At 41.5% G+C, this 27,000-nt stretch carries 10 protein-coding genes; 1 reads left to right on the top strand and 9 read right to left on the bottom strand.

Annotation, left to right across the window (positions count from 1 at the left end):
• Positions 1-74: 74 nt before the first annotated feature.
• The 6 genes from RYL77_RS01005 to RYL77_RS00980 all read right to left on the bottom strand — a co-directional run bounded on the left by RYL77_RS01005 (position 75) and on the right by RYL77_RS00980 (position 21,521).
• Entirely contained in the window at positions 75-8,363 is an 8,289-nt protein-coding gene (locus RYL77_RS01005) for an SIALI-17 repeat-containing surface protein (RefSeq protein WP_315009184.1), read from the bottom strand.
• Between the two features lie 155 nt (positions 8,364-8,518).
• Complete coding sequence (locus tag RYL77_RS01000; protein ID WP_315009182.1) at positions 8,519-15,418, bottom strand: SpGH101 family endo-alpha-N-acetylgalactosaminidase; 6,900 nt, start codon at positions 15,416-15,418, stop codon at positions 8,519-8,521.
• Positions 15,419-15,776: 358 nt separating this feature from the next.
• Positions 15,777-16,505, bottom strand: a complete 729-nt coding sequence (gene yaaA, locus RYL77_RS00995; RefSeq protein WP_315009180.1) for a peroxide stress protein YaaA — start codon at positions 16,503-16,505, stop codon at positions 15,777-15,779.
• A 184-nt stretch (positions 16,506-16,689) separates the two neighbouring features.
• Positions 16,690-18,285 carry a hypothetical protein gene (locus tag RYL77_RS00990; RefSeq protein WP_315009178.1) on the bottom strand — a complete coding sequence of 532 codons (1,596 nt, stop codon included), beginning with the start codon at positions 18,283-18,285 and terminating at the stop codon, positions 16,690-16,692.
• Positions 18,286-18,296: 11 nt separating this feature from the next.
• Positions 18,297-18,707 (bottom strand): peptide deformylase, encoded by a 411-nt coding sequence (locus tag RYL77_RS00985; protein ID WP_315009177.1) that lies wholly within the window; start codon positions 18,705-18,707, stop codon positions 18,297-18,299.
• A 117-nt stretch (positions 18,708-18,824) separates the two neighbouring features.
• The gene (locus RYL77_RS00980) at positions 18,825-21,521 is read right to left on the bottom strand and encodes a cation-transporting P-type ATPase (protein WP_315009175.1); all 2,697 of its coding nucleotides are present in this window, start codon (positions 21,519-21,521) and stop codon (positions 18,825-18,827) included.
• A gap of 307 nt (positions 21,522-21,828) precedes the next feature.
• On the opposite strand from RYL77_RS00980, the gene mntE reads away from it, so the two are divergent.
• Positions 21,829-23,013 (top strand): CDF family manganese efflux transporter MntE, encoded by a 1,185-nt coding sequence (mntE, locus tag RYL77_RS00975; RefSeq protein WP_315009174.1) that lies wholly within the window; start codon positions 21,829-21,831, stop codon positions 23,011-23,013.
• 36 nt (positions 23,014-23,049) lie between these two features.
• Here mntE and RYL77_RS00970 read toward each other — a convergent pair whose 3' ends face one another.
• Genes RYL77_RS00970 through dapB form a run of 3 tightly spaced genes read right to left on the bottom strand, consistent with a single transcriptional unit; the run spans position 23,050 to position 26,881 of the window.
• Positions 23,050-24,921, bottom strand: a complete 1,872-nt coding sequence (locus RYL77_RS00970) for an ABC-F family ATP-binding cassette domain-containing protein (protein WP_315009171.1) — start codon at positions 24,919-24,921, stop codon at positions 23,050-23,052.
• Positions 24,918-26,117, bottom strand: a complete 1,200-nt coding sequence (locus RYL77_RS00965) for a CCA tRNA nucleotidyltransferase (protein WP_315009169.1) — start codon at positions 26,115-26,117, stop codon at positions 24,918-24,920. Before RYL77_RS00965 ends, RYL77_RS00970 begins: the two co-directional genes overlap by 4 nt.
• Positions 26,114-26,881 carry a 4-hydroxy-tetrahydrodipicolinate reductase gene (dapB, locus tag RYL77_RS00960; protein ID WP_315009167.1) on the bottom strand — a complete coding sequence of 256 codons (768 nt, stop codon included), beginning with the start codon at positions 26,879-26,881 and terminating at the stop codon, positions 26,114-26,116. The genes RYL77_RS00965 and dapB overlap by 4 nt, the downstream gene beginning before the upstream one ends.
• Positions 26,882-27,000 lie beyond the last annotated feature (119 nt).

Raw genomic sequence — 27,000 nt, 5'->3', positions numbered from 1 at the left:
AGACTGACAAAGTCAGAAATACATATCTACGGCAAGGCGACATTGACGCGGTTTGAAAAGATTTTCGAAGAGTATTAATCCTTTTTCCCTTTTTTGACAAACACGGCAGAGAGAACTAGTCCAAGACCACCTAATAAGGCTAAAGTAGCTGATTCTTCTCCACCTGTTGCTGGAAGTTGATCTTTAACTTTAGCAAGCGATGATTGTGGTTGTTCTTGTTTTTGGACTTGATCTGTTTTCACTGATGCACTTGCAAATTCATCGGACTTTTCAACAGTAGTTTCAACATCACTATTGCCACTGCTCATCTTATCTCCATCGACTTTATCAACAGAATCTTTCAAGTTTTCCTCTGTTGGAGTGGCTTGATGACTTGCTGTTCCTTCATATTCTGATACTTCATGGACAGCTGCTTCAGTGCCATTTACGCCACCCTTGAAGTCTGGGACTTCTACTACTGGTGCTGGAAGCTTGTCTGCTTTTTCAATAGCTTCAGTATACTCGGGAACTTCATGGGTAGCTGCCTCAACTGCATTAACACCACCTTTAAATTCTAGTGCTTCTACTACTGGAGTTACGCCATCACCTGCTGTGCCAATAGCTTGAGTGTATTCTGGAACTTCATGAACAGCTGCTTCAACACCATTTACGCCACCAGTATATTCTGGGACTTCTACTACTGAAGCTGGTTCATCGCCCTTACTTGTATTTGGAGCTGGTTTGGCTGGTTCTTCTGGAAGTTCTTGGTGGAATGTCGTCATTTCGTAGAACTCTGGTTTACCTCCTTCCCAAACAAGTTTCACATCCAATAATGGAGATTTATCTCGGACAGCAAATGTTTGGAAGCTTGAGGTAATCTCACCTATTTCTGACCAAGAATCTCTTCTATCTGATTTAAGAGTTCGAGCCAATACTCGAGCCTTCACTCCTTGCGGAAGACTTGAAACAAGTCGGATATGGTTCACATCTGTCGGTTCTGACAAGTGGTAGACCAGCTCACCTTGTTCTTTCTCAGCCTTATAGCTAGTCAATACCTTACCATCTACAAGGTTGGTGTAGAGATTACCTTGGCTTTCACCACTGTTTCCTTGAACAGTTGGGTCATTAATTGGTTTCACGAATTCGCCATCATTGATAACCAACTCAGTGAAGCCTACAAAACGAGCATCATAGTTAGCTGTAAATAGAACACGGAGATAATTGGCTTTAACTGGACTTGCAAGTTCACCCTCGATGTAGCGGTTTCCTGGCATCTTAGAATCATGTGTCCAACCATCTGTCAAGGAATCATCACGTGTCTCATTAGTAACACCGTCACCAACTGTCACAAGATCTGTCCAAGTCTTGCCATCTTGACTGACTTGAATCTTACCATCACGCAGATAATTTTGAGTTCCATCTTGAATATAAGCTCTAATTTTCTTAATGTCACGTTCGCTACCAAGTTTCAAAGTGATATGACCGTCTTTACGAGCATAGTCTGAGAATTCTACAAAGTTATTGTAAACTCCATCAAACAATTGATCCAAGTTCTTAATCTTACGAACGTCATTGCGACCATATGTTGGATGGATTCCCATTGATGTCGAATCAAGTGTAGTTGGTTGAACTTCTTTTGTATGAACAAGTAGAGAGGTTGCTGTCACTGCTTGTTCTTGGTCAGTCTTGTTGACCAAACGAACATAACGTACTAAGGACTTATCTGTCACTTGATCAGCCGGATACCATTCTTGGGCATTTGGAGAATATTCCAAATTGAGGGATGGATTTTCTGTACCAACCGCTTGAATGAGTTCAGCTTGGTGAAGACGATCAAGTTTCATACCCAAATAACTCTTAGCTGGAAGTTTTGTTCCGCTCGGAATTTGCATATTATAACGGCCTAGGCTGTCATCAACTGGAGTTGACTTCAAGTTTTCAACGTTTGTATCAGTCAATTTGCTATTGCCTGCACGTGTTTCAACCGAAAAGTCAGCTATACGCCACCATAGGTTGGTATTCTTAGTGTTGCGAATACGGACATAGCGAGCTGAAATTGGAGTTTCGATTTCTTTGGTTTGTTCACCAGTCAAGCGATCCAATTCTTGCCATGAGTTACCATCTGCAGAATATTCAAGAACACCTTCTGCTAATTTATCTCCTGAACCTTGATGGAGACGAACCTTAGTCACAGGTTTGACTTCGCCTAAGTCTAGTTGTACCCAACTATTTACTGGAGTTGTATCAGTTCGATCAGCATTCGCAAGCATGGCTTCAGTATTGTCACGACCGTCTGTAATCTGACCAACTGTCGTATTGTACTTGTACATAAGATTTGGACTAATCGTCACAGTAGCTGCCTGTTTAGCACGAGTAACTTCCACAGGGCGGTTAACAGCAATTTCTCTTACAGCAAACCAAGTATTATCACGATCTGAAGTCGCAATCATTCGAACAGCCTTGGCACGAATATTGAGTTTTTCATATTTAATAAGAGATTCATTTCCAGTGTAGCTTGGTTCTGAAAGTGTTACCCACTCATCATTTTCATTGAGGTACTCAACCTTAGCACTGTTAAAGGTATCACGAGGATTTGCTTGAGTTCCCATTGCAAAGGTCAAGTTTTGGAGTGGAACAGCTTTGTTAAATTTCAAGCCAATGTAATCACCAGTCTTGATACTGTTTGGCGATTTGATTAATGCATGAGTTCCCAAATCTCCATCAGTCACCTCAGCAAGTCCGCCTTCTACACCTGTACGGTTCGTGATAAAGGTACTAATCACTTGGTCAGGATGCAAGGCTTTTTGAACTTCTGTTGCCAAGATTTCACGCAGTCCAAGCAAGAATGGACGGATATGTTGAACACCTAACTCAGCTTTTTCGTCATGGTCTACATAATGGAAAGTATGAGTTTGAGACTGTTCATATAGTTTCAATCCTTTATAGTAGCTATCCCAAAGTTTTGCAGAGTCATTTGTAGCAATAGCTTCTGTACCATCAAGGAGAGCACTCAAGGCATCCATTTGGTCGATGGTATTGTCCAACCAATAATGGATTTGAGCACGCATCTTTTCATCACCAGATGCTTTATAAAGTTGAGCTGCAGCTTTTAGTTTAGCAAATTCCGCACGCAATCCTTCACGCTCTGCGCTGACATCTTGACCTGCTTTCAACTTAGACATAAATGTTGCCAATTTCGGAGCAAGTTCAACAGACTCTTCCAATTTCACAACACGACCATCCATGTTTTGGTTGATCATATGTTTACCAAGTTCACGGAAGGCAATAGATGCTTCACTATCAGTAAACTTACCATTTTCAACAAAGTTAAAGGCGATATCGTTGACTTTCTTGGCTTCTTCTTCTGACTTCCATTGTTTCCATGCATATTGGGCTGCTGAGAAGAGGGCAATCTTCGATGGCTCAGATTGTTGCATCGGGTTCAACATGATACCTGAAAGAAGACTAGGATCAACATTTGGATGAAGGAATTTCTCACCACCACCTAAGATTAAGTGTTGTTTAGAGTTATCTGTAACAGGCCAATTGACCCATAGAGAAACTGGACGATAGGTCTTACCACCTGCAGTCAGGTTGTTCTTAAGGTTAGAGAGGAAGCTTTCGGATACTTCACCCCAGATCTTACCACCAGTAAGGGTCATAGAGGTTGAAGTTGGAAGATTTTCATTGAGTGCTTTCAACTCATCTTCACGGCCATTACCCCAATATTGACCTGGGACAAAAATCATTTCCTTACGAAGGCCACCATAAGTTGCTTGTTTTTCAGTCAACCAGTCTGTCATGTCCTTCATCAAGCGGTTGTAGCTATTGTAGCCACCAACTGGACTTGGGGCATCATCGGCCAAAATACCGAACTCACGAACACCGACATCCATCAATTGAGTGAATTTAGCTTTAATAGTTTCAAGGTCTTTTTGGTAGTCAGCATCGTTGCCAAAACGGATACGGTTATTCATGAATGGATGGATGGTCCACACATAACGAGTCTTGTTTTGGTTTCCGACACGCGCCAATTCACGGATTTCAGCTAGTTTTTCTTCTGGATAAAGTTCACGCCATTTCTTGTTGTGATATGGATCGTCTTTTGGTGCAAAGAAGTATTGGGTTAACTTCAAGTCACCACCATAACGCATCAACTCTGCACGATCAGCATTACTCCAAGGATTTCCATAGTAACCTTCGATAAAGCCACGGTTCTTAATTTCAGCGTAGTCTTCAATTGTTACATTACGCAATACTGGAACTTGACTTTCATTAAGCATGTGTTTGAGAGTTGTCAAACCGTAGAAGACAGCATCTGTATCTTTACCGACGATAGAGATTGTATTGTTCTTGATTGACAAGGCATAGGCATCAATCTTATCAAAGAGTCCTTGAGAAATTCCAGACACTTCTTTTTCAGCCTGTGAATGTTGACCATGAACACCAAGGTAGATGTTGGTAGCACCTGCCACTGCTGATTGACTGCTTGTGTATGAGATTTGATGTTCTTGCAAAACACTCTTCAAGCGGTTACGAGTATAGATATCTAATTGTTCTCCCATGACAAGATTGACTTGTTTATGGAGTTTTGTAACACCTTCATCGTAAGTTACTTTTTGTGGCGTTGGAAAGACCTTGTACTCTTTCTTAAGGTAATCTTGACTTTTCGCTGCTGCAGCAACTGTTTCATCACTTGTTGGCTTGCTAGCTACAAAGTTATCAGCAAGTTCAGTTGTACCATCACCCATTTCTTCAACTTTAGGTGTTTTTGGAGTAGCTGGCTCTTCTGCATTGTTAGTAGAAACTGGTTTCAGAAGTTGAATTTCTGCGGCACTACCAAATCCTGCAACACCTGCTAGAACTTTTAATTCTACCTTATCCGTTTCAACTGCATCAAAGTTCACTGTTTTCTCTTTGGCATTGTTTTCCCAAGTTCCTGAAGCAACTTTAACCATTTGACCATCTTTTTGAGCATAGATTTCATAAGATGTCACGACACCATTACCACCACCTGGACGTGGAAGATAAGTCAAACCATTGACTTTTTCACTTGCTTTCAAGTTCATAGCAACTGTGAATGGCGCTTGAGGTCCAGACCATTTTGAATGCCAGAAGGTGTTTGGATCATTGTCAAATGCTTTTTCTACTGGACCTTCTGCATTGGTACCTGGTAATTCTTGACTAGTTGCAGAAACTGTAAAATGATCATTTGGAATCAAACGTGGATTTACAAATGGTTCATTTGACAACTCAGCACTATGCAAGATTCCTTTGAAACCACCGATCGTTTCAAGTGGTAAGACTAAGCTATTATAAGCCAAGCGAGGATTGGCTGGATTTGCAATACGTTCAACCTTTTCACCATCTACATAAACTTCTGTCGATTGTGGCTTCGTTACAACAGAAATTTGATAACGTTTGTTCTTTTCAAGTTTCTTGTTGAATTGAATATGGAATTGTTCAAAAGTATAGGCAAGGTAGCCATCTTTATCTGCAAGATAAAGTTGATTATTGCCACTTGTTGAGAAGGTTTGTTCGCCATCACCAGTTACAGTAACATCCAATTTCAAGACATGACTTGGTCCTGCGTCACCAACTAGACCTTCGATCGTACTGTCTTTATCGAAATTCAATCCTTTTTCACTTGTCTTCACTTTCTTAGCAAGGTAATCTTTGACAGTATCAGGATTGATCTTAAACAAATCTTCTTCAGTTACGGTCTTCTCTGGATTAGATTGTGGTGCATAGACACTTGCTGGTTGAATACGGTCTGCGTAGGTCTTAGCTGCACGATCTGAACCCCAAGTGCGTTCTGCAGTGGATTGCATACTCTTGAAGAAGCGTTTAAAGATATCGTAAGAAGTAAGTCCAGTTTCATGAAGGTCAATGTTATCATTCCAAACTGCATGACCACCACCAATGATATTAGGATTAGAGGCTTCTAGACGTGGTCCTCCACCTGTTGAGAAGTCATTTGGTGTCCAACGGTTGTACTGAGTTTCATAGTTAGCATAATCACCATAAGCAGTTTGGCTATTGCTACCACTTGGGACACTATATGTTGGGATATCTGTAATATTAATAATCTTAGCTCCCTGAGCAATAGCTTCTTTTGGTTGCTGCCAGCCAATACTCCAGATATCAACTTCTACATCTTTCCAATCAACCGCTGTTTTACCTCGTTTCGCACTGAGCGATCCCCAAATACGAGGTGTATATCCTTTTCCTTTAATGTATTTAATAAGGTCATTGACATAACGACGATAGCTTTCTCTACTACCATAATATTCGTCCGTACCAATATGAACGGTAGATACGCCATGAAGCGGTGCATCTGGTCCATCTAGGAGTTTGTCATAAACTGATTTGACAAAAGCCAGCGTTTCATCGTATTTATTATCTAGATCGAGCATGGCTACGCGCTCTACGTTATGTTTACCTCTGTAATCGCTCAGACTACCTTGATACATGAGGTCAGGACGAACTTTGACAAATGACAGAGCATGACCTGGTGTATCAATTTCAGGTACTAGATTGATATGCAAGGCCTTAGCAAGTTTAATCAGATTTTGCATCTCTTCTTTAGTATAATGCTCGTCAGATGTTAATTTTTGGCCATCCTTACCAACAATATCTGTCTCGACACGGAAACCTGTTTTAGCATGCTCTAAAACATACTTCAGTTCTTCTTCTGAACTTAAGTTCTTACCTGCCAAGTGCTCTTTTAAGAAGATATAGTTATCATTTAGGTGCAACTGCAAGTCATTCATCTTGTAGTAGGCCATGTTTAGCATGATGTCTACAATCGTATCATAAGGGATAAACTTACGACCTGTATCTAGCATAAAGCCACGATGACTGAAGCTTGGGAAGTCACGGATTTCTCCATTTTGCAAATTATTTTCGCCCATTTGTAGAAGGGTACGAGTTGCGTAAAAGGCACCTGCATTTGTCGCAGCTTCTACTGTGATGACTCCGTCTTTAATGCTAATACCATAGCCTTCCTTGCCATAGCCTTTGTCTTCAACCTTTTTAAATTCAATTCGTTTTTGAGATGTCTGATTACCTGTTGCAATTTCTAAGCCACGACTTTCAAGGTCAGTCTGATAGAATTTAGCTTCTTGACCAAATCCAGAATCGCCAACTGAAATCACTGTATCTGATGTTATTGACGTTTTTCCTTCAGTTCCATACCATTGTTGAACTGCTGGTGCAACTGCTGGTTTGGTTCCAACGCCTTCATCTGCATGCAAACCTTTAATCACTACTTCAAACTCTTTTTTGAAGGTATGATTTCCATTGACTTGTTGAACCATCACTTTGACATGTTGTTCTGTCAAAGGTGTATAGATTTTATTATTAAGGTCGACAACTCCTTGCTTGTTACTTCCAATCAAACTAACTTGACCAGGCAATTTAGGCAATACAAGTGATTTTCCATCTTTAGCAACTGCTAGTTCTGTCACCTGACGAATGTCTGTTGGTTTGCTGGTATCTGGAATATTTGAGTAGGCACGGATTTCTTGGATACCAACATTTTTCCAGTTCATAGTACCAGCTTGGTAATCTGTAATTTCAAGTTTGAGGTACTTGGCTTGAATAGCTTCTTTCAAGTCAACTTTTTCATCAAGAAGTGGAGTTCCTGTTCTTTGATAGGCTAATTTCCATTCTTTAACTCCCGAACCATTCACATTTTCTTGACCTGCATAATAGAGATTCCAAGATTTGATGTTTGGATCATTTCGTTCACCACGAGCACGGCGATCCCAATCAATCTCAACATGTTTAATCAAGGTTGGCTTTTCAAATTTAAATTCGATTGTTGGATTCACAACATCCCGGTCAGTTGCCCAGTGAGTTTCTGGTTTGCCATCGATTGCTTTGTCTACAGTATTTTGTGTCTGAGCTTCTTGGTTTGAAGCTGTAACAGTCGCATTTTCTAAATGATTGACATCAGGAGTTGCAACCAAATCTTTTGCCACTGGAGTTTCTGACGGTTTTACAGCTGGAGCCACCTCTTCTTTAGGTGTAACTGCTGGTTTCGGAGTTACTTCTTCCTTAGGAGCAGGAGTTTCAGTTGGTTTTGTAACTGTTTCTCCAGTATTTTCAGGCTGACTTTCTGTCTCACTTGGTTGAATTTCAGTATCCCTCGTCGTAATAGCAGTTTCTGCTTTTTCAATAGCTGCTGCTATATCTGCTGGTAGCTTATCCAGAGGCTGAGCCTGTGTTATCGTTCCTTCTGTCTCAGCAGGTCCTTCTGTTTCAGCTGCTTGAACCATGCCAGCACCAAAGATACTAGCACCAATCATAACAGAAGCTGCACCAATCGTAAATTTACGAATACTATAATGACACCGTTTCTCAAAAAAATGTTTTCCCATTTTTTCTTATTTCCTTTCATACGCTCACAATCGTAAACGTTCTCATTTCCCTTTAGAAAAAGAGAGAACCTAGAGGTCCTCTCTGGGTATTCTTTTTTCTCCACTAGAACAAGCAGAGAGTTTGAGCTCCCTTTTAATGAAAACTCCTGTATATTCTAATCTTCTTTTCTCTTTGCAAGAAATAGAGTAGACATTGCTAGACTGAGGCTGGCAAGGAAGAAAAGATGATCTGACTTACTAGTTCCAGTGTCTGGAAGTTTAGCCTTCATTTCTTCTTTTGCTTCTTCTATCTTCATTCTTGGTTTAGACCTATCAACTGATTGTGCTGCTGAACTCTGCTGCTTCTGATTGAATTGATCTGTTGATGGAATTTGTGACTTACCTCCAACTTCCCCAGTAGATGGAGTCTGTGCATTTCCTCCTGCTTCCCCAGTAGATGGAGTTTGTGCATTTCCTCCAGGCTCATCAGCTAATGGGCTCTGTTGTTTAGAAACTGGTTTATAAACTACTGCATAATGTCCTAGTTGACTAGTTGTGAATTCAATTGTTCCTTGACCATTTGTAAAGTTCACTGACTCACCTGATGCGGTATAGTATACCCCGGCCACTTCACCAGAAACTGGTACTCTAACAAGGACTGCACCTTTCGGCTGAACCTTATGATTATCCTTATCTACCAACTGAAGAGCATAAGCATCAAATTCCATACCTTGTAGGCTTTGGTCTGTTACTTTTTGAACTTGAAGATGCATGTCTGGTATAAAATCTCTTGCTAGTCCTGCAACTACAACTCCTGTTGATTTATCTGATAAGACACGAACCTCTTCAGTTGGCTTGTCTACCGTAGGTGCTGCTTGGTCACCTGCTGTTCCCATTGCACCTGTATATTCTGGAACTTCATTGACAGCTGCTTCTGCCGCATTGACGTCACCATTAAATTCTGGCTGAACTGCTAGTGTTGGAGCAGCTTCTTCACCAGCTGTTCCAATCGGCCCTTTATACTCAGGCACTTCGAGAATTGGTGCTGTCTCCTCATCTTTGCTTGATGTTGGAGTTTCAGGTTTCGGTTCTGGAGTTGGAGTAGATGTTTCATCTTTCAATTGAGCAAGATAATCTGCAAAGTATTTAATCATTCTATTTGTTAAGAGATGGTTATCTGTTGCAAATTTCATGCTGGCAACAACACTTGCTACTTCCTCTTGATTGCTCTTATCAGCCAATTTTTGAGCTTTAGCTAAGGCAGCTTCATAAGCTGTAGTATCAAGACCTGCTTCAGTCACTTGTGGACGAGTGAAGACCAATTCTGCAGCTGATTGATATTGATTACCACCATCTCCGTAAGTTCGTGTTCCTGTTAGAACAATTTTCTTAGCTTTGATCGTCTTGCCAAAGTTGATATCTTTAGGTTTGTTATTGTCAGCCCAATTTGTTGCATTGAAAGTATGTTCCTTGCCTGTTTCATCCGTTACGACAAGAGTCACATCTCTCAGATTACCGTTTGAACCAGAACCACGTGGAACATAATGGAGACCAGTAATTTCAGTCGGTTCTTTCAAAATCATTGTAGCTGGTTTACCAACATCTCCTCCGCCCCATGATGTATGCCATAAACTAGATAAGTTTCCATCAAAGGCATTTGCAAGACCTTCACCAGCCTGAGCAGGAGCGCTTAGGCTTGCAAAGTCATCTGTCACAAGAGCTGTTTTCCTCATCACTAAAGCATCTTTAAGAGCATTGACCTTAGCGATTTCTGCTTTAGCTTCTTCTACACTAATATCATCGTCTGCTTGACTAAGGTTAAAGACAGCCTCTTTCAAAGCATCCATTGTTTCTTTAGTATAGTTCTCCATCGAAACAGTCGAAAGGTAGTTCTTAACAGCATTTTCTGCCATCATCTTACCTGTCAAAACAATTTCTTCAATTTGAAGTCTGTCCATGATGAAGTCATTGTAGCCACGGAAGTTCGCATTACCACCAGAGTCTCCACGTGTGTTGCTTGCATTGCCTGTAGAGTAGATACCTACCCATGTATCGCCTGTTTCTGCACCTGTTACGAGGAAGGTTACCTTCTTAGCTTTCTTAGAATCTGTCCAAGTATTTGGCAATTCATGCATTTCCAAATTGCTTGCTTGATTACCGCGACGACCTGACTGGAATTCACCCTTACCGACTACAAAGGCGTAGGTATTGTCAGATCCTGCTTCGTATTCAAAGGTTACACGATAAGTCTTACCAGCTTCAAAACGGAAGTTTTGAGGAATTGTTTGGTAAACCAAGTTACGACGGCTAACTAGCCCATTTGTCTTCAATGACCAATTTCCTTCGATAACATCATCGACTTTCTTACCATTCCAATCACGTTGTGTATATGGATCATGTTTTTCAGATAAGTGAGTACGATTATCCTCAACTCCTTCGATACCACCAATTACAAATGGGAAAATACCTTGAGCGACATTTTCAAAGTCTTGTTTAAATGTTCCTTTAGCTGTATCATGATTATCTCCGTACATACTTGAATTGTTTTCAAAGGTACGAATTTCATCAAAGTAAGTTGCTTCATCACCAGCTTCACGACTCAAAGTAAGAGTGACATTTGATACATCTGAACCTGTTGTAAAGAAGGCATACATGTTTTGGAAGTAACTTGTATCGTCAACTGTAGCATTGTCACGACGAGTATTATGGGCATATGCCTTAACATAGTTAAGAGCTAGTGACTTATTGGTATAGCTAGTCACTTCTTTTTCACCAGTATTCACTGTGATACTTGCCTTAGCATTACTACGGTTATCAACACCGACATAAACAGCATACTTAGTATTTGGTTGCAAACCAGTCAGTTTCTGAGTAAGGCTGACTGTGCTCTTGTTGCCTTGGATACGAAGCATTTCATTTGCGCCTTGTGATTTGACAATTTCTGCCTTAGAAGCATCACCAGAAATAGTCCAGTGTTTCAAAGTTCCACTGTTAAATCCTTGGTCATAGATATGCATACCCTCACTCCATGACATTTCAGGATTGGTTTGTTTTGAACGATAGAGAACATATGGCTGATTTGCAGTTAGATCAAGAGTAATCTTACCGTCTTTCACGACAACTTCTTTTTCCTCAGTCTTACCTTGGTCAGTTAGTTTATAAAGGTAAACCTTGCCATTTGCCCAGTCGCTAGGAAGTGTCCAAGTTGTTGCACCTGCTTCAGTATTGAAGTAGTACATTTTTTCCTTGTCACTAGCAAGTTTCTTACCATTTGCATCCCAGTTCCATGGAGTCAAGTAAGCTGAACCATCTTGGATAACACGTCCATTAAGTGTTACTGTACGTTCACGATATTGTGGACTGTGGACATCATTGGATTTACGAGTTACCACAACCTTGTTATTTGCAGCATCGACCAACTCGACTTTCATTTCTGGAGTCCATTTATAGGTACTACCATTATCAGTCATAGTTACTGGTTTGCCATCTTCCCATTTGCTGACTGTGAAGTGTTGGAAGTACTTAGTCATGACGTCATGAGCAAACAAGTTTGTTACATAACCGTTATAATCACTACGTCCTTGCCATCCTTCGAAGTCCTTCATGCTATAACCGCCTAGAAGTGGGTAGTCAGCTGCACCACCATAACTTCTGTAGTCCCCAACCCAAGAATCTTTTTGGTGGTTACGGATAAAGCGCGTGATAGCACTGTTGATACCTTTATTAGTATAGCCACCGTAGGTCAAGTCAGCTGCCCAGTGTTGGAAGGTAGAGTCGTATTCACCACCATGACCCCACTCAATCGCAAAGCGCCAACCTTGTTTGTTGATTTCTTTAGCAAGAACGTGGGTAGCCCAGGCACCATTATCTCCTGATTGACCATTTCCCCAAACGTCCACATAGATAAAGTCGAGACCTTCACCAAGTTTGTTCTTCAACTCTTCCCAGCGAGCTAAGCGTCCATGCGCCAAGTCATAAGCAGCATCAATATTAACTCCTTGATCTAACCAGTTCCATCCATAGCTGTAACTACCATCTGGATTCTTACGAAGAATATCTTCATTAAAATATTTAGACTCAGGATAGGTTTCTGAAGCGTTGACGTGGATACCGAGGTGGGCACCATATTTCTTCGCTTTCTCAATCAAAGCCTTGAAGTCTTCAACACCACCAATACGTTTACCGATGTCTGCATAGTTCAAGTGTCCAGAGTCATGTCCTTCACTTCCGTATCCCTTAAGAAGTACACCTTGACCAAGACCATCTGTATGAAGGTTAATCTTCTTGATACCATCCAAGGTCATGAGGAATGGGTTTTGCGCTTGTGAACCAAAGTTCATAGCGATACGGTAAGCTGTAATGTCTTTAACTTTTTCCCAACCTTGAGGGTTGTTCATGATGCTACGATAAGCAATAGCTCCATCCTGCCAGTCTACTTTATTATCAGCATTGGCATCTTCTGTGATAACAACCTTGGCACTTGGAAGTTCCTTCGTATATTCTGGGAAGACAATGCCCTTATAAGCTTTTTCCCATTGCCATTCGGAACTTTGGATTCCTACATAGTTTGTATTTCCAACAGTTTGTTTGAATGCTGTCAAACGAGTCCAGTCATTCGAACCACCACCGTAGCTGTTTTGAGAATTGCTCCAAACACCTGCAGCAAGTTTATCCGTAGAAACAAATCCATACATATAGCCCTTAGCCAAGTCCTTCATTGGATTGGTTACAGCAATATGGTCATCTCCACTGACATGCGTGTTATTTGACATAGTTGCCCCATCAAACTTAGCCCCAGTTTGGTCGCTTGAAACCGAAACAAGTGAATTTCCTAAGAAATTAATAGATGAGAGTAGCTTTCTTTCATCATCGATCTTTTGTCCTGGCGTAACTTGGTTATGGTTTACAATCTTAGTCACATCAAAGTGAAGTTGGTTATCCACTACTTGCAAACGAACAGTCATATCTGCATTGATTAGATTAGGCTCATCACGGAGTTTCATCTCATATTCAGCAGTCGTTGCATTGACCTTTTTATAGGTAACTTCAGGAGTCACAGCGTGCTTGTTGATCACAACTTTATTAATTGGTTGCACTTGTCCTGGGAGCTTGTTTCCATTTAGAACATATTCTTTAACACGTGGGAAGGCTTGGTCGATAACTGCTTTCAATACTGTAGATTGAATAGTGTCGTATTTTACATTGCTATCATCTACTGTATCGCCCTTTTCTTTTTTAGTGGATTCTTGATCTGTTTTAACTCCCTCTTGGTTGTCAGTTTTGACATTGACAATTGTTCTTTCACTACTATTATAGGTTCCAGCTTTAAGAACGATTTTCTTCTCATCTTTTAGTTTGTCATTTACTGCAGATGGCAAGGTCACTGTGTCAAAAAGTTTCACATCATTATTAGTTGCATTGAGCTGTCCATCTGATTTGAGACTGATCGTCAAATGGTTCTCAGATCCATTTACTGGAGCTGCAACACGTCCACCTTGATACCAAAGCCCACTACCATTTGTCTTGTATTCCCAGAACCATCCACCTTGGTCATATCCTACAAAAACGTTATTATCTGTGTCTTTAAATTTCATGAAGACACCAAAGCGAGACTTACCTGTTTCGGATTCTTCTTTAAAGGTCAAATCAACGGTAGCATTCCCATTAGCATCTACTGTCAAACCAGCTTTTTCAAACAAGGCTGGTTTTTTACCATTGTCATTTTGAGCAGTTGAAGCTAGTTGGTTGTAACGAACTCCTTTTTCTTCGCGGACAGTTACTGCTCCCTGTTGTTCTTTCTTTTCAACTGTTTTCCATTCGGGAGTGACTTCTTTTGATTCACTCGGTTTAGTTTCAGCGGGCTTGTTTTCAGCAGGTTTATTTTCTGCTGGTTTGTTTTCTGCCGGCTTATTGTCAGCTGGTTTTTCTTCTTTTGGTTTGTCCTCTTTTGGTTTTTCTTCCTTGTTTTCCACTTGTTTATCGAGAGCATCTAGACCAGCTGGTTTCGTTGTTTCAATACCCTTGATATAGTTTTGGATCCACTCTAGCTGAGCAGGTGAGAAGAGAATACCTCCACTACGTTTACCAGAGACACCGTTTTGGTGGATACCAATCAATTTCCCATTTTCATCGAAGATTCCGCCACCACTAGCACCTGGTTCACTTCCTTGATAGCTAATCCCACGAACACCTTCTCCGTGATTGTTAATGTCCTCAACAGTTGTATTCAGAATTGGATCGAGTTCTCCTTTTGGATATCCAAATACATGAACCTTATCTCCTACCTTAGTTGTAGCAGGCTTCTCAGTCACTTCAACGGGAGCATTTGCAAGAGGTGTACGAAGCTTAACAATTGCCAAGTCATTTTTATAGCCTTTGAGGAAGCCTTCACGGTCCCAGTGTTTTACATCATTCTTACTAAATTTGACATCTGGTGCTCCTTTGTAAGAAACTGTATAGACATCTCCATCACTCTCAACATTATCAGCTACCTTACGATTATTACCATCTGGAACATCTTTGATAAAGTTATGAGAAACAGATAAAACTAGATTTTCCCCAATAACGATACCACTGCCAATCCCCGCAGCGCTTTTAATTTCAACAGTCGCACCATAGTTTAATTCTCCATTTTTTGTTTTAGCGACATCTTCTGGAACTAAACTTTTATCTTCTTTTTCTAAGTCTTCTTTTGATGCAGCATGACCATTTTCTTCAGCCTTATCAAGTTTTCCACGTAGTTCATCAGGAAGAGTATCTGAAGTTGATGAGCTTATTGCAGTTTCTTTTTCTTTTGCCAGTAATTCTTCTTCAGTCTTTGGTCCTTCAGTTACTTCAGGAGAACCTTGGTCTTCACCAGCTTTTGGTGCTTCAAAATCATGCCCTCCGTCCTCTTTAGCATTTGCAAGAGCTGCAGCCAAATCAGCCGGGATATTTGCTGTTGAACCTGTTTGTGCAGAATCTGCTAGGACAGTACTAGTTCCAAAGAAAGCTGCACCAATCATGACAGAAGCAACCCCTAATGAAAATTTTCGAATACTATATTTACAACGTTTTTCAAACAATCCTTTATCCATTAAGTCCTAAATCCTTTCACTATATACGTAAGCGTTTACATCTGCTATTTAAAAAAATACTCCTTTCTGTCTAAAAAGTGCAACACTTACATCATTAAATAAAAAATAATTACACTTTTAATATAACAAACGATGGCCGATAAAGCAATAGAAAAGATAGGAAATGACTAATTTTTTCTTTCAATCCTAATAAAATTAAAGTATAACATCTCCAAAATACTCTAGAAAAATAAAATACATATCATCAAATTTTTTCAATATCTGATAATATGCATTTTTCTGATTTTAAAGACTTTTTATCCAACCTCATGCGTTTTAAAAACGAAGAAGTTGAGCCTCAATTTGAATTTTTCTCTTTTCAGACTTCCTTTACAAAAATCAATTCCTGTGGCTGGGACAAGTCTTCTCGGTACTCAAATCCTGCAAAGCTTAAACGCCGAGCTTCCTCCACCGTCTGTACTTGATTTTCGATCAGAGCTGTCAGGAAGGCACCACGCGCTTTCTTGGAAATAGTTGAATGAATCTTCAGCTGACCACCCTTGTCCTCCATGAATTTAAAGGTCACCATCTTTTCTCTGATTTCCTTAGAAAATACAGTTTCAAACTCTGATGACAAGAGGGAGAAAATCACTTCTTCTTTCTCCACAGCTCCACCATAGGATGCCTTCCAGTGGCTTTTCAAAGTCTTACCAGAGACTTTTAACTTCATCAAAAAGTCCAAACGGTGAGGTGACATAGGTGACAAGACTGGAACGACTCCGTACAAAGCCGAGGTAATAAAGACATGATTTTCAAGATAGGCTTGTTCGGCCTCGGTCAATTTGTCTCTCTTGATATGACGGTACATAAGCCCATCAAAAAGTTTCAAGGCTGGATAGTGTTGGGCAGTTTGGCTTGTTAAAGCTTGGATATTTTGAAATTCTTCCGCTGCCTTCTCAGCTGAAACCTTGTAAAAACTCTCCAATTGACTAGCAGAATAGAGAGCCAAGGCATCCAGCACAGCCTGACTTTCTGGTTTTAAAGGAGCAGCTTCGATACTTGGCAAGTCTGTGTTCATTTCTTTTGCTGTTGGGATTAAAATTTTCATATTGATAGTGTAGCATATTTTTTAGCCACTACCAAGAAATTCATCTGAAAAGAAACTGGGAAAAGTCTTAAAAATCAGAAAAACGCATCATATCAAGTGTTGAAAAACTTGATACTATGCGTCTATTATGGAAAGATTTACTTCATTTTTTCCTGAAATTGAGATTTTTCTCCAACCTCTTCTCTTACTGTACTTTAAAGGTCTTAAGATAATTATCTTTTCCTACTTGACCTTCAAAGTTTTTACCATTTTCTAGGTAAGGAAGTTCATCAGATACAGAAGCCTTGACCTTGTATATCTTGCCATCAACTTTAAAGAAGTAGACGGTATCTCCCTTGATAACAGCTGATTTGAGGTCTGCTACCACACCCTTGATACTTTCTTTGGTTTCATTGTCAATTTCAAGGTCGTTTTTATTAGCATACTTGCTAAGCAGCTCTTCCACTGTCGTTGCTACGATAACATTTTGGTACTCGACTGCGTCTACCAAAGCATACTCTTTGACCAATCCAGCATTGTCCTTCAAGCCCATGATGTACAAAGGCTTGTCATTGAGGTTAATAAGGATTGGGAAGGTTGCCTTGTAGGATTTCTCCTGAACAGCACCTTCGGCTGATTCACGGGCTGATTCTTCGGTCGCAGAAGCCAAGCTGTACTTGGTGATTTCTCCTGTTCGCATATTTTCAAGAATGAAACCAAGATTACTTTCATCTGCATTGGCCGATGTCACACCTGTGTAGAGATAGATGTCATTACCGATAGACAAGTAATTATAGCCCTTGGTAGTCTGGGTCACGTTTTTCTTGGAAATCATGGCATTCCAGAAACCGTCCTTGTACTTGCCGTTATAGTTGATTTGCTCGATGGTTTCCTCTGCTGGATAAACCCTGTCCACCCATTCTGGAACATCTGATAAGCTGTATTCCTTGGTTTCTCCATTTGTAGCATCCAAGATAATGACTGAAACAGGACGAGGAACCGCAAGTCCAAATTGCTTTTGGTAAACCGTTGCTACATAGAAAGGATTGCCCTCATCGTCCACCTCGAAAGATGGAGTCTTGAAGATTTTGGTTGGGTACTTCAAGCGCAGGTGACGTTTGACGTCGCGGTTAAAATACTCTGAATCAGAATACTTGATTGGTGTCTTCAAGTCCACCAAATTGGCATTTCCTGTGACCATGTCCACCTTGATATACTCGCCGATTCCCTTAGCTTGATTATTAAACCATTTGATAGGGTCTGCGTATTCTAACGGTGTAACCCGATAAGGCTTCCCGTCAATCGTTAGTTGAGTATAGGTGTCTGCTGCCACATACTGCGACACCTTATCCGTCAGGGAACCCAAGTAGCGGTCACCAATTTTTTCAGCAGTACTTCTGTCTAGAATAGGAACCTTACTGGTATCAGTCTTAGGAAATTCAGTAAAGTCTTTTTCCGTAACCGTGACTACATTAGCATAATTTTTAGCCTGAAAAATACTAGAAGTCACCAAGGAAACTAAACCAGCCAAGAGAAGAATCCCTCCAATAGAAGCAAAAAGAACTTTACCTAACCGATTGATTTTGAAACCCTCAAAATTTAAAGCAGCTTCCGCCTTACCGTGGCGCACATGGACTGTTTTTACAAGGTTTATCCCCTTGCCAAAGCCAAATAAAATTGCTACAAGCAGCAAATGCCCACAGAGGAAAAAGAGAAATTCCCAGCTGGTCAGGTTAAGAGGCGGTAAAAAGATATACCAGGTCGTTGCGATAAAAATAAGTTCAAAGACTATCCGTTTCATTTGCTTTCCTCCTAAATGATTCGTCCGTCCAAGTGATCCAGTTCATGCTGGCAGATCTGTGCTGGGAAGCCTGTCAAGGTCATGAACTGTTCCTGCCACTTACTGTCCCGATAGGACACCCTTATGGTTTCATAACGCTTAGTAGGTCTCACACCTGTCAATGACAAACAGCCTTCCTCTGTCTCATAAAATCCTTCAGAGGACAGGAGCACTGGATTAAACATGACCACGGGAACCAAGCCAAGATTAAAGATAATCACGCGCTTCTGCACCCCAATCATATTGGCAGCCAGACCAACACAAGTCTCACGATTTGCTAAGAGTGTATCCTGCAAATCTCTGGCAAGATAAAGGTCTTCCTGACTTGCCGGCTGAGACACCTGAGATAAAAACAAAATATCCTTCACAATTTTCTTTTCCACTTCCTCACACTCCTCTTACTTTTTACTATATTATAGCAATTATAGCACAAAAGCTGATAACTGTAACCCCTTTCCCTCAACTGTAGTAAAAAGCCATCCGAAGATGACTTTTTCTTTTTATATCGCATTCTTGTCAAAGCCGAGTTTACGTTGGATAAACTTAACGATTTCGACAATGATAATCATTGAGAAGCTTCCAGCCATAACGATTCCCCATTGTGATAAGTCTAGTTTGGTTACGTGGAAAATTCCTTCAAGTGGTTCTACGACGATTGTTGCCATAAGAAGGATGAAGGATACCAAGATAGACCAGTTAAAGGTCTTAGACTTGAATGGACCAACTGTCAAGATGGACTGGTAAACAGACTTGACATTGTAGGCATGGAAGAGCTGAATCAAGCCAAGGGTTGCAAAGGCCATAGTTAGTGCATCTGCATGAATGGCATGATTGTCACCCACATGAACTGGGTAAGCAAGGGCAAGGCCATAAACACTCATAACAAGGGCTGCTTGGAGTACTCCTTGATAAATGATGGAGCTGAAAACACCACCTGAGAAGAAGCTTGCCTTACGTCCACGTGGTTTATGGGTCATAACACCTGGCTCCGCAGGTTCAACACCTAGAGCGATAGCTGGGAAGGTATCCGTTACCAAGTTGATCCACAAGAGATGAACTGGCTGCAAGACGTCCCAACCAAACAAGGTTGATAGGAAGATGGTTAATACTTCAGCAGTATTGGCAGAAAGTAAGTACTGAATAGTCTTTTGAATGTTTGAGAAGACCTTACGTCCTTCTTCCACTGCGACGATGATAGTCGCAAAGTTATCATCTGCAAGAATCATGTCAGAAGCCCCCTTAGAAACCTCTGTACCAGTGATTCCCATACCGATACCGATATCGGCTGTTTTCAGAGCTGGCGCATCATTGACACCGTCACCTGTCATGGCAACAACCTTACCTTGTTTTTGCCAAGCCTTGACGATACGAACCTTGTGTTCTGGAGATACACGGGCATAAACAGAGTATTGACCAACTACTTTTTCAAAGTCTTCATCTGACAGTTCGTTGAGTTCAGCACCAGTTAAAACGTGGCCTTCTGTATCATTTGCGTCAATGATTCCCAAACGTTTGGCAATAGCTTCTGCAGTGTCTTGGTGGTCACCCGTAATCATGATTGGACGAATTCCCGCTTCCTTAGCCACACGAACAGCCTCAGCAGCTTCAGGACGTTCAGGGTCAATCATCCCAATCAAACCAGTGAAGATTAAATCATTTTCAAGCTCTTCAGAAGTGAGGTTTTCTGGAATGATATCGATAATCTTATAGGCACCTGCAAGGACACGCAAGGCTTGGTGAGCCATTTCAGAGTTGTTTGTATGGATGAGGTTTGTAACCTTCTCATCAATCGGAGCAATATCCCCAGCCTTATCACGAAGAACACAACGTTTCAAAAGTTGGTCTGGCGCACCTTTGACTGCTACAAGGAAACGACCATCTGGCAATGGGTGAACTGTTGACATGAGCTTACGTTCAGAGTCAAATGGCAATTCAGCTACACGAGGATATTTCTCTAAGAAACCTTTAACATCGTAGCCCTTGTCCAAGGCATATTGGATAAAGGCTGTTTCGGTTGGGTCACCAATCAGGTTGCCTTCCACATCGATTTTCGTATCATTGACCAAGACAACTGAACGAAGAAGGGGCATTTCAAGACCCAGTTCAATGTCGTCAGCTGAGTCATGTAGGACTGCATCGTAGAAGACTTTTTCGACGGTCATCTTGTTCATGGTCAACGTACCAGTCTTATCAGAAGCGATAATTTCTGTCGAACCAAGGGTTTCTACTGCTGGCAATTTACGAACGATAGAGTTTCGCTTTGCCAAAACTTGAGTACCAAGAGCAAGAACGATAGTTACGATAGCTGGGAGCCCTTCTGGGATAGCTGCAACAGCAAGCGCAACAGAGGTCATCAACTCACCAAGTGGGTTTTTCCCTTGAATGAAGACACCCACTACAAAAGTAACAAGGGCAATGACCAAGATAGCATAGGTCAAGACCTTAGAAAGGTTGTTCAAGTTTTGTTTAAGTGGTGTATCTGTCTCATCCGCATCTTGAAGCATACCTGCTATATGACCAACTTCCGTGTACATACCTGTATTGACAACAACACCAAGACCACGACCATAAGTCACATTTGAGTTTTGGAAGGCCATATTGACACGGTCACCAATACCAGCATCTGCAGCAAGTTCAACTGTCAAGTCTTTTTCGACTGGCACAGACTCACCTGTAAGAGCTGCTTCTTCAATTTTAAGAGAATTGGCTTCTAGCAAACGTAAGTCTGCTGGTACCACATCACCAGCTTCAAGGGAAACAATATCACCTGGTACCAATTCTTTAGAATCAATCTCAGCCATGTGTCCATCACGCAGAACGCGGGCAGCTGGACTAGACATGGATTTGAGGGCTTCGATAGCTTCTTCTGCTTTTCCTTCTTGGTAAACACCAAAGGCAGCGTTAATGATAACCACGGCTAAGATAATGATGGCATCTGCGATATCTTCCCCACCAGAAGTCACAACTGACAAGATTGCTGCTGCAACTAGGATGATAATCATCAAATCCTTAAATTGCTCGATAAATTTGACCAGGATTGATCGTTTCTCGCCTTCTTCGAGTTCATTGTGGCCAAATTCAGCAAGGCGTTTTTCTGCCTCACTTGATGACAAACCTTGCTCGGTCGCATCCACAGCCTTCAAGACCTCTTCAGGACTTTGAGTGTAAAACGCTTGGCGTTTTTGTTCTTTTGACATGTGTCTCCTCCTTGACATTGTGTGCAAAACAGGCCCTCTATTTCTCATCGTATCTTTTCACGACAAACAAAAAAGAGACCTGTTAATCATAACAAGTCTCGCTGTTTAAGATAGTGCCGGAAAGCATACTTTTCAGTATAAAATTCGGAATGACGACACTATCACAGGTTTCTGCCAGCTACTCCCTTGAGTAGTACTATTATACCAAATTTTGAACAATTTTCAAAGAGTAAAAACTGCCCTATTTGAATTTTCCCTTGAAAACCAGTATAATGGTAGAATGCTATGTGACTAGAAAGGAAGTTGAATGAAGCAATCTATCTCAAATCTCAAGTTAGCTGAGCGTGGGGCCATTATCAGTATTTCGACCTACCTGCTCTTGTCTACGGCCAAATTGGCAACTGGTCATCTTCTTCATTCATCCAGTTTGGTGGCTGATGGTTTTAACAACGTCTCGGACATCATTGGAAATGTGGCCCTCTTGATTGGAATCAGGATGGCACGCCAGCCTGCTGACCGAGACCACCGTTTTGGCCATTGGAAGATTGAAGATTTGGCAAGCTTAATCACTTCCATCATCATGTTTTATGTCGGTTTCGATGTACTTCAGGATACCATTCAAAAAATTCTTAGTCATGAAGAAACGGTCATTGACCCTCTTGGTGCAACTCTAGGAATCATTTCTGCAGCGATTATGTTTGTAGTTTATCTCTATAACACTCGCCTCAGTAAGAAATCCAACTCCAAGGCACTAAAGGCCGCAGCAAAGGACAATCTTTCTGATGCTCTTACCTCACTTGGTACTACTATTGCCATCCTGGCTAGCAGTTTCAATTATCCCATTGTAGATAAACTGGTTGCTATCATCATCACTTTCTTTATCTTGAAAACTGCCTATGATATCTTCATTGAGTCTTCCTTTAGCCTATCAGATGGTTTCGACGACCGTCTGCTTGAGGACTATCAAAAGGCCATTATGGAAATTCCCAAAATTAGCAAGGTTAAGTCCCAAAGAGGTCGCACCTACGGTAGCAATATTTACCTGGATATCACACTAGAGATGAATCCTGACTTGTCAGTTTATGAAAGCCACGAGATCGCGGATCAGGTCGAGTCTATGCTGGAAGAGCGTTTTGGGGTCTTTGATACCGATGTCCATATCGAACCAGCACCTATACCTGAGGACGAAATTTTAGACAATGTCTACAAAAAATTGCTTATGCGCGAACAATTGATTGACCAGGGAAATCAACTGGAAGAACTCTTGGCTGACGATTTTGTCTATATTCGTCAAGACGGAAATCAGATGGATAAAGAGGCCTATAAAGCCGAAAAAGACTTGAATTCTGCTATCAAGGATATTCAAATCACTTCCATCAGTCAAAAGACCAAACTCATCTGCTATGAGTTAGATGGTATCGTCCATACCAGTATCTGGCGTCGCCACGAAACTTGGCAAAATATCTTTCATCAGGAAACCAAAAAAGAATAGAGAAATCCTGTCATGAGACGGGATTTTTCTATTCTTCTAGCTATCAAAGTTACTGAGATACTCATAGCGTTCGTATTTTTCAAGGAGTGCTTCGTTTTTCTCGTCCAATTCTTTTTGAAGAGTCGCTAGCTTACCAAAGTCAGAGCCGTTGACCTGCATTTCCTCTTCAATCGCAGCGATACGATTTTCTAAGGCTTCAATATCGCCTTCAATGCTTGCCCACTCCTGCTTTTCTTGGTAGGTCATGCGTTTCTTGTCTTCACGGACCTTAACCACTTTCTCCTTTTCGGCCTTTTGCACTTGATTGACCATCTCTGTTTCAAAGGCTTTTTCATCAAGATAATCGGTATAATGACCAAAGAAAGGACGAATCTTGCCATCCTCAAAAGCGAGAATCTTGGTTGCTACCTTATCCAAGAAATAGCGGTCATGGCTAACTGTCAAGACAGGACCTGCAAAACCTTGCAAGAAATTCTCCAAAACTGTCAAGGTCGCAATATCCAAATCATTGGTCGGCTCGTCCAAGAGAAGAACATTTGGTTTCTCCAAAAGCAATTTGAGGAGATAAAGACGTTTTTTTTCGCCACCAGACAACTTCTCAATCAAGGTTCCATGCGTCGAACGTGGGAAAAGGAACTGTTCCAACAACTCAGCGATGGAAGTCGTAGAACCACCACTGGTCTTGACCTCCTCTGCCACTTCCTGCAGGTAATTGATAACTCGCTTGCTTTCATCCAAGCCCTCAATTTGTTGAGAAAAATAGGCAATACGAACAGTTTCCCCAATCACAACTTGACCTGCTGTCGGCTCAAGACTTCCTGCAATCAAGTTAAGGAGAGTTGATTTCCCAACACCGTTGTCCCCAACAATTCCAATACGGTCTTTGGCCTGCACCAAGAGATTAAAATCTTGCAAAATGGGCTTGTTTTCATAGGCAAAGGAAACATCCTGAAACTCGATGACTTTTTTACCGATACGACTGGTTTCAAAGTTCATGGTCAAATCTGTTTCAGCAACTCCACCTGAAACTTCTTTCTTCAAGTCATGGAATCGATTGATACGAGCCTGCTGCTTGGTCGCACGTGCCTGCGGTTGTCTACGCATCCAGGCCAATTCTTGCTTATAAAGTTGTTCCTTTTTGTGGAGAAGAGCCGCATCACGCTCGTCCTGTTCCGCCTTAAGGCGAACATAGTCCTGATAATTCCCCTGATACTCTGTCAAACCTGCTCGGTCCAACTCGAAAATACGTGTTGATAAAGCGTCTAGGAAATAACGATCATGGGTGATAAAAAGGACGGTTTTCTTAGAATTTTTCAAAAAGAGAGTCAGCCACTCAATAGTCGCAATATCCAGATGGTTGGTCGGCTCATCCAGTAGCAAGAGGTCGTGGTTGCCAAGAAGAACTTGCGCCAACTGAACCCGTCTTCTTAGACCACCTGACAATTCCCCAACAGGAGTCGATAAGTCCCGAATACCCAATTTGCTAAGAACGGTCTTGACCTGACTCTCGATTTCCCAAGCTTGGAGAGAGTCAATTTCAGTCATGACCCGTTCCAAACGCGCCTGTTTGCCCTCACTGTAGTTGAGCATGAGCAACTCATACTCACGAATAAGCTGGATTTCCTTGAGGTCGCTGGATAAAACCGTATCCAAGACCGTCTTGCTATCATCAAAATCAGGATCTTGGGTCAAGTAATCAATCTGGTAATCATTCTTAGCTGAAAAGGGACTAACATCCCCATCAAAGCCAGACACACCCGAAAGGACATCTAGAAGGGTAGTCTTGCCCGTTCCATTGACACCGATTAGACCAATTCTATCCAAGTCATGGATAATAAAGGAAATATCCTTAAAAACGGTCTTGTCACCAACGGATTTACTTAGTTTTTCAACGATAAAATCACTCATTTTTTCTCCCTCAGATAAGCATGGATGGCTTGACGGTCATTTTCCAATTCTCCATCGACAATGGCATACTCAATCTCTGTTAAAATCTCTCCCAAGTCTGGTCCCGGCTGATAGCCATATTCCTTGATCAAAATACCACCATTAATCTGAATTTCTTTCTTATCATGGATGGTCAAGCTCTGGTAGGTTTCTGTGATGGCTTGCGGGTTAACTTCTTTTCCTTGAGCCTGACGAAGATTTTCAGCCTGTAAAAGCAACTCCAAGTCAAAGCGATAACAATCGCGCTTGCTCAATTCTCCCTTTTCACTCAAGGCCAAAATAGTCAGCAAATCCTGAACTTGCTTAGCAAACTGACGTGAGGTCTTCCAAGCTTTCAAAAATGGTTGCGCATTTTCAATCTTCAAAGCCCACAGTAGAGCCGCCCAGGCTTGCTCTGAAGATTCAAAGGTGAAATCAGTCTCCAACTCAAACAGTCTATTGAGCTTGCCCAGGCTAGATTCCATATCAGGGAGATAATCATAAGCTTGACTCTCAATCATGGAAGCCAAACCCCTTCTCCAAAAGGGAGCCAGCAAGAGTTTATCAAACTCAACGAAGGTACGCTCTACAGAAATTTTCTCCAAAAGGGGCGTCAAGGTCTTCATAGCTTTAAACGTTTCGGGCTCAATTTCGAAGCCAAGACTGGCCTGAAAACGGAAGCCACGCATAATCCGCAAAGCATCTTCGTTGAAACGCTCACTTGCCACTCCAACTGCTCGTAAGACTTGCTTTTCCAAATCTTCTAAACCATGAAACAAGTCAACGATTTCTCCTGTCTCATCCAAGGCAAAGGCGTTGACTGTAAAATCACGGCGTTTGAGGTCTTCTTCTAGCGAACGCACAAAGGAAACCGCACTGGGTCTGCGATAGTCCACATAGACATCCTCTGTCCGAAAGGTGGTTACCTCATACTCCTCATCCCCATCTAAGACCAAGACGGTTCCATGCTCGATTCCGATATCGGCTGTTCGCGGAAAAATCTGCTTGGTCTCTTCTGGATAAGAAGAAGTCGCAATATCCACATCATGGATAGGGCGATTGAGGAGTGCATCTCGAACAGAACCCCCAACAAAATAAGCCTCAAAACCTGCTTCTTTAATTTTTTCTAATACTGGTAAAGCCTTCTGAAATTCAGAAGGCATTTGCGTTAATCTCATAATAAGTGTTCTAATCCATAGACAAGCTCATGACGCTTGACAACTTCTTTAATTCCCAAATTGACCCCTGTCATGAAGGAGCTGCGATCATAGGAGTCATGACGCAGAGTCAATCCTTCTCCCTGATTGCCAAAGATGACTTCCTGATGGGCTACCAAGCCTGGTAGACGGACAGAGTGAATCCGCATGCCATCAAAGTCAGCACCACGAGCACCAGCAATCAGTTCTTCTTCATCAGGCGCACCTTGCTGGATAGACTCTCGAACTTCTGCCATCAATTCAGCTGTTTTGATGGCTGTTCCACTCGGAGCATCCTTTTTTTTATCATGATGAAGCTCAATAATTTCCACATTTGGGAAATATTTGACAGCCTGAGTCGCAAATTGCATGAGCAAGACAGCACCCAAGGCAAAGTTTGGAGCAATCAAACCACCCAAATCTTGAGCACGAGAAAATACTTTTAGCTCTGCAATTTCTTCACTAGTAAAGCCTGTCGTTCCAACTACTGGAGCAAAGCCATTCTCAAGAGCAAAACGTGTATTTTCATAGGCAACAGCTGGAGTAGTAAAATCTACCCAGACATCCGCTTCAAAACCTGCTAAATCAGCCTTATCCTTGAAAACAGGAATACCCTGCCATTCTGACTCAGACTCAAAAGGATCCAAAACTGCTACCAAGTCCAAGTCTGGATCAGCCAAGACCATCTGACAAGCAGCTTGGCCCATCTTTCCCTTAAAACCAGCAATAATTACTCGAATACTCATCTCTACTCCTGTCTAAGATACAAAGGACGTTAGCTGCCCATGAAAAATAGGGAATGGCGCTGACTTTCGACGAAAGGCAAGACAGGCATCTTTTTTCAAGAGGCAGGTAGTCCGTGTTC

The organism is uncultured Streptococcus sp. (assembly GCF_963516515.1).
Lineage (GTDB): Bacteria > Bacillota > Bacilli > Lactobacillales > Streptococcaceae > Streptococcus.
The sequence above is the reverse complement of the archived record's forward strand: the minus strand, read 5'-3'. Positions and strand labels throughout refer to the sequence as shown.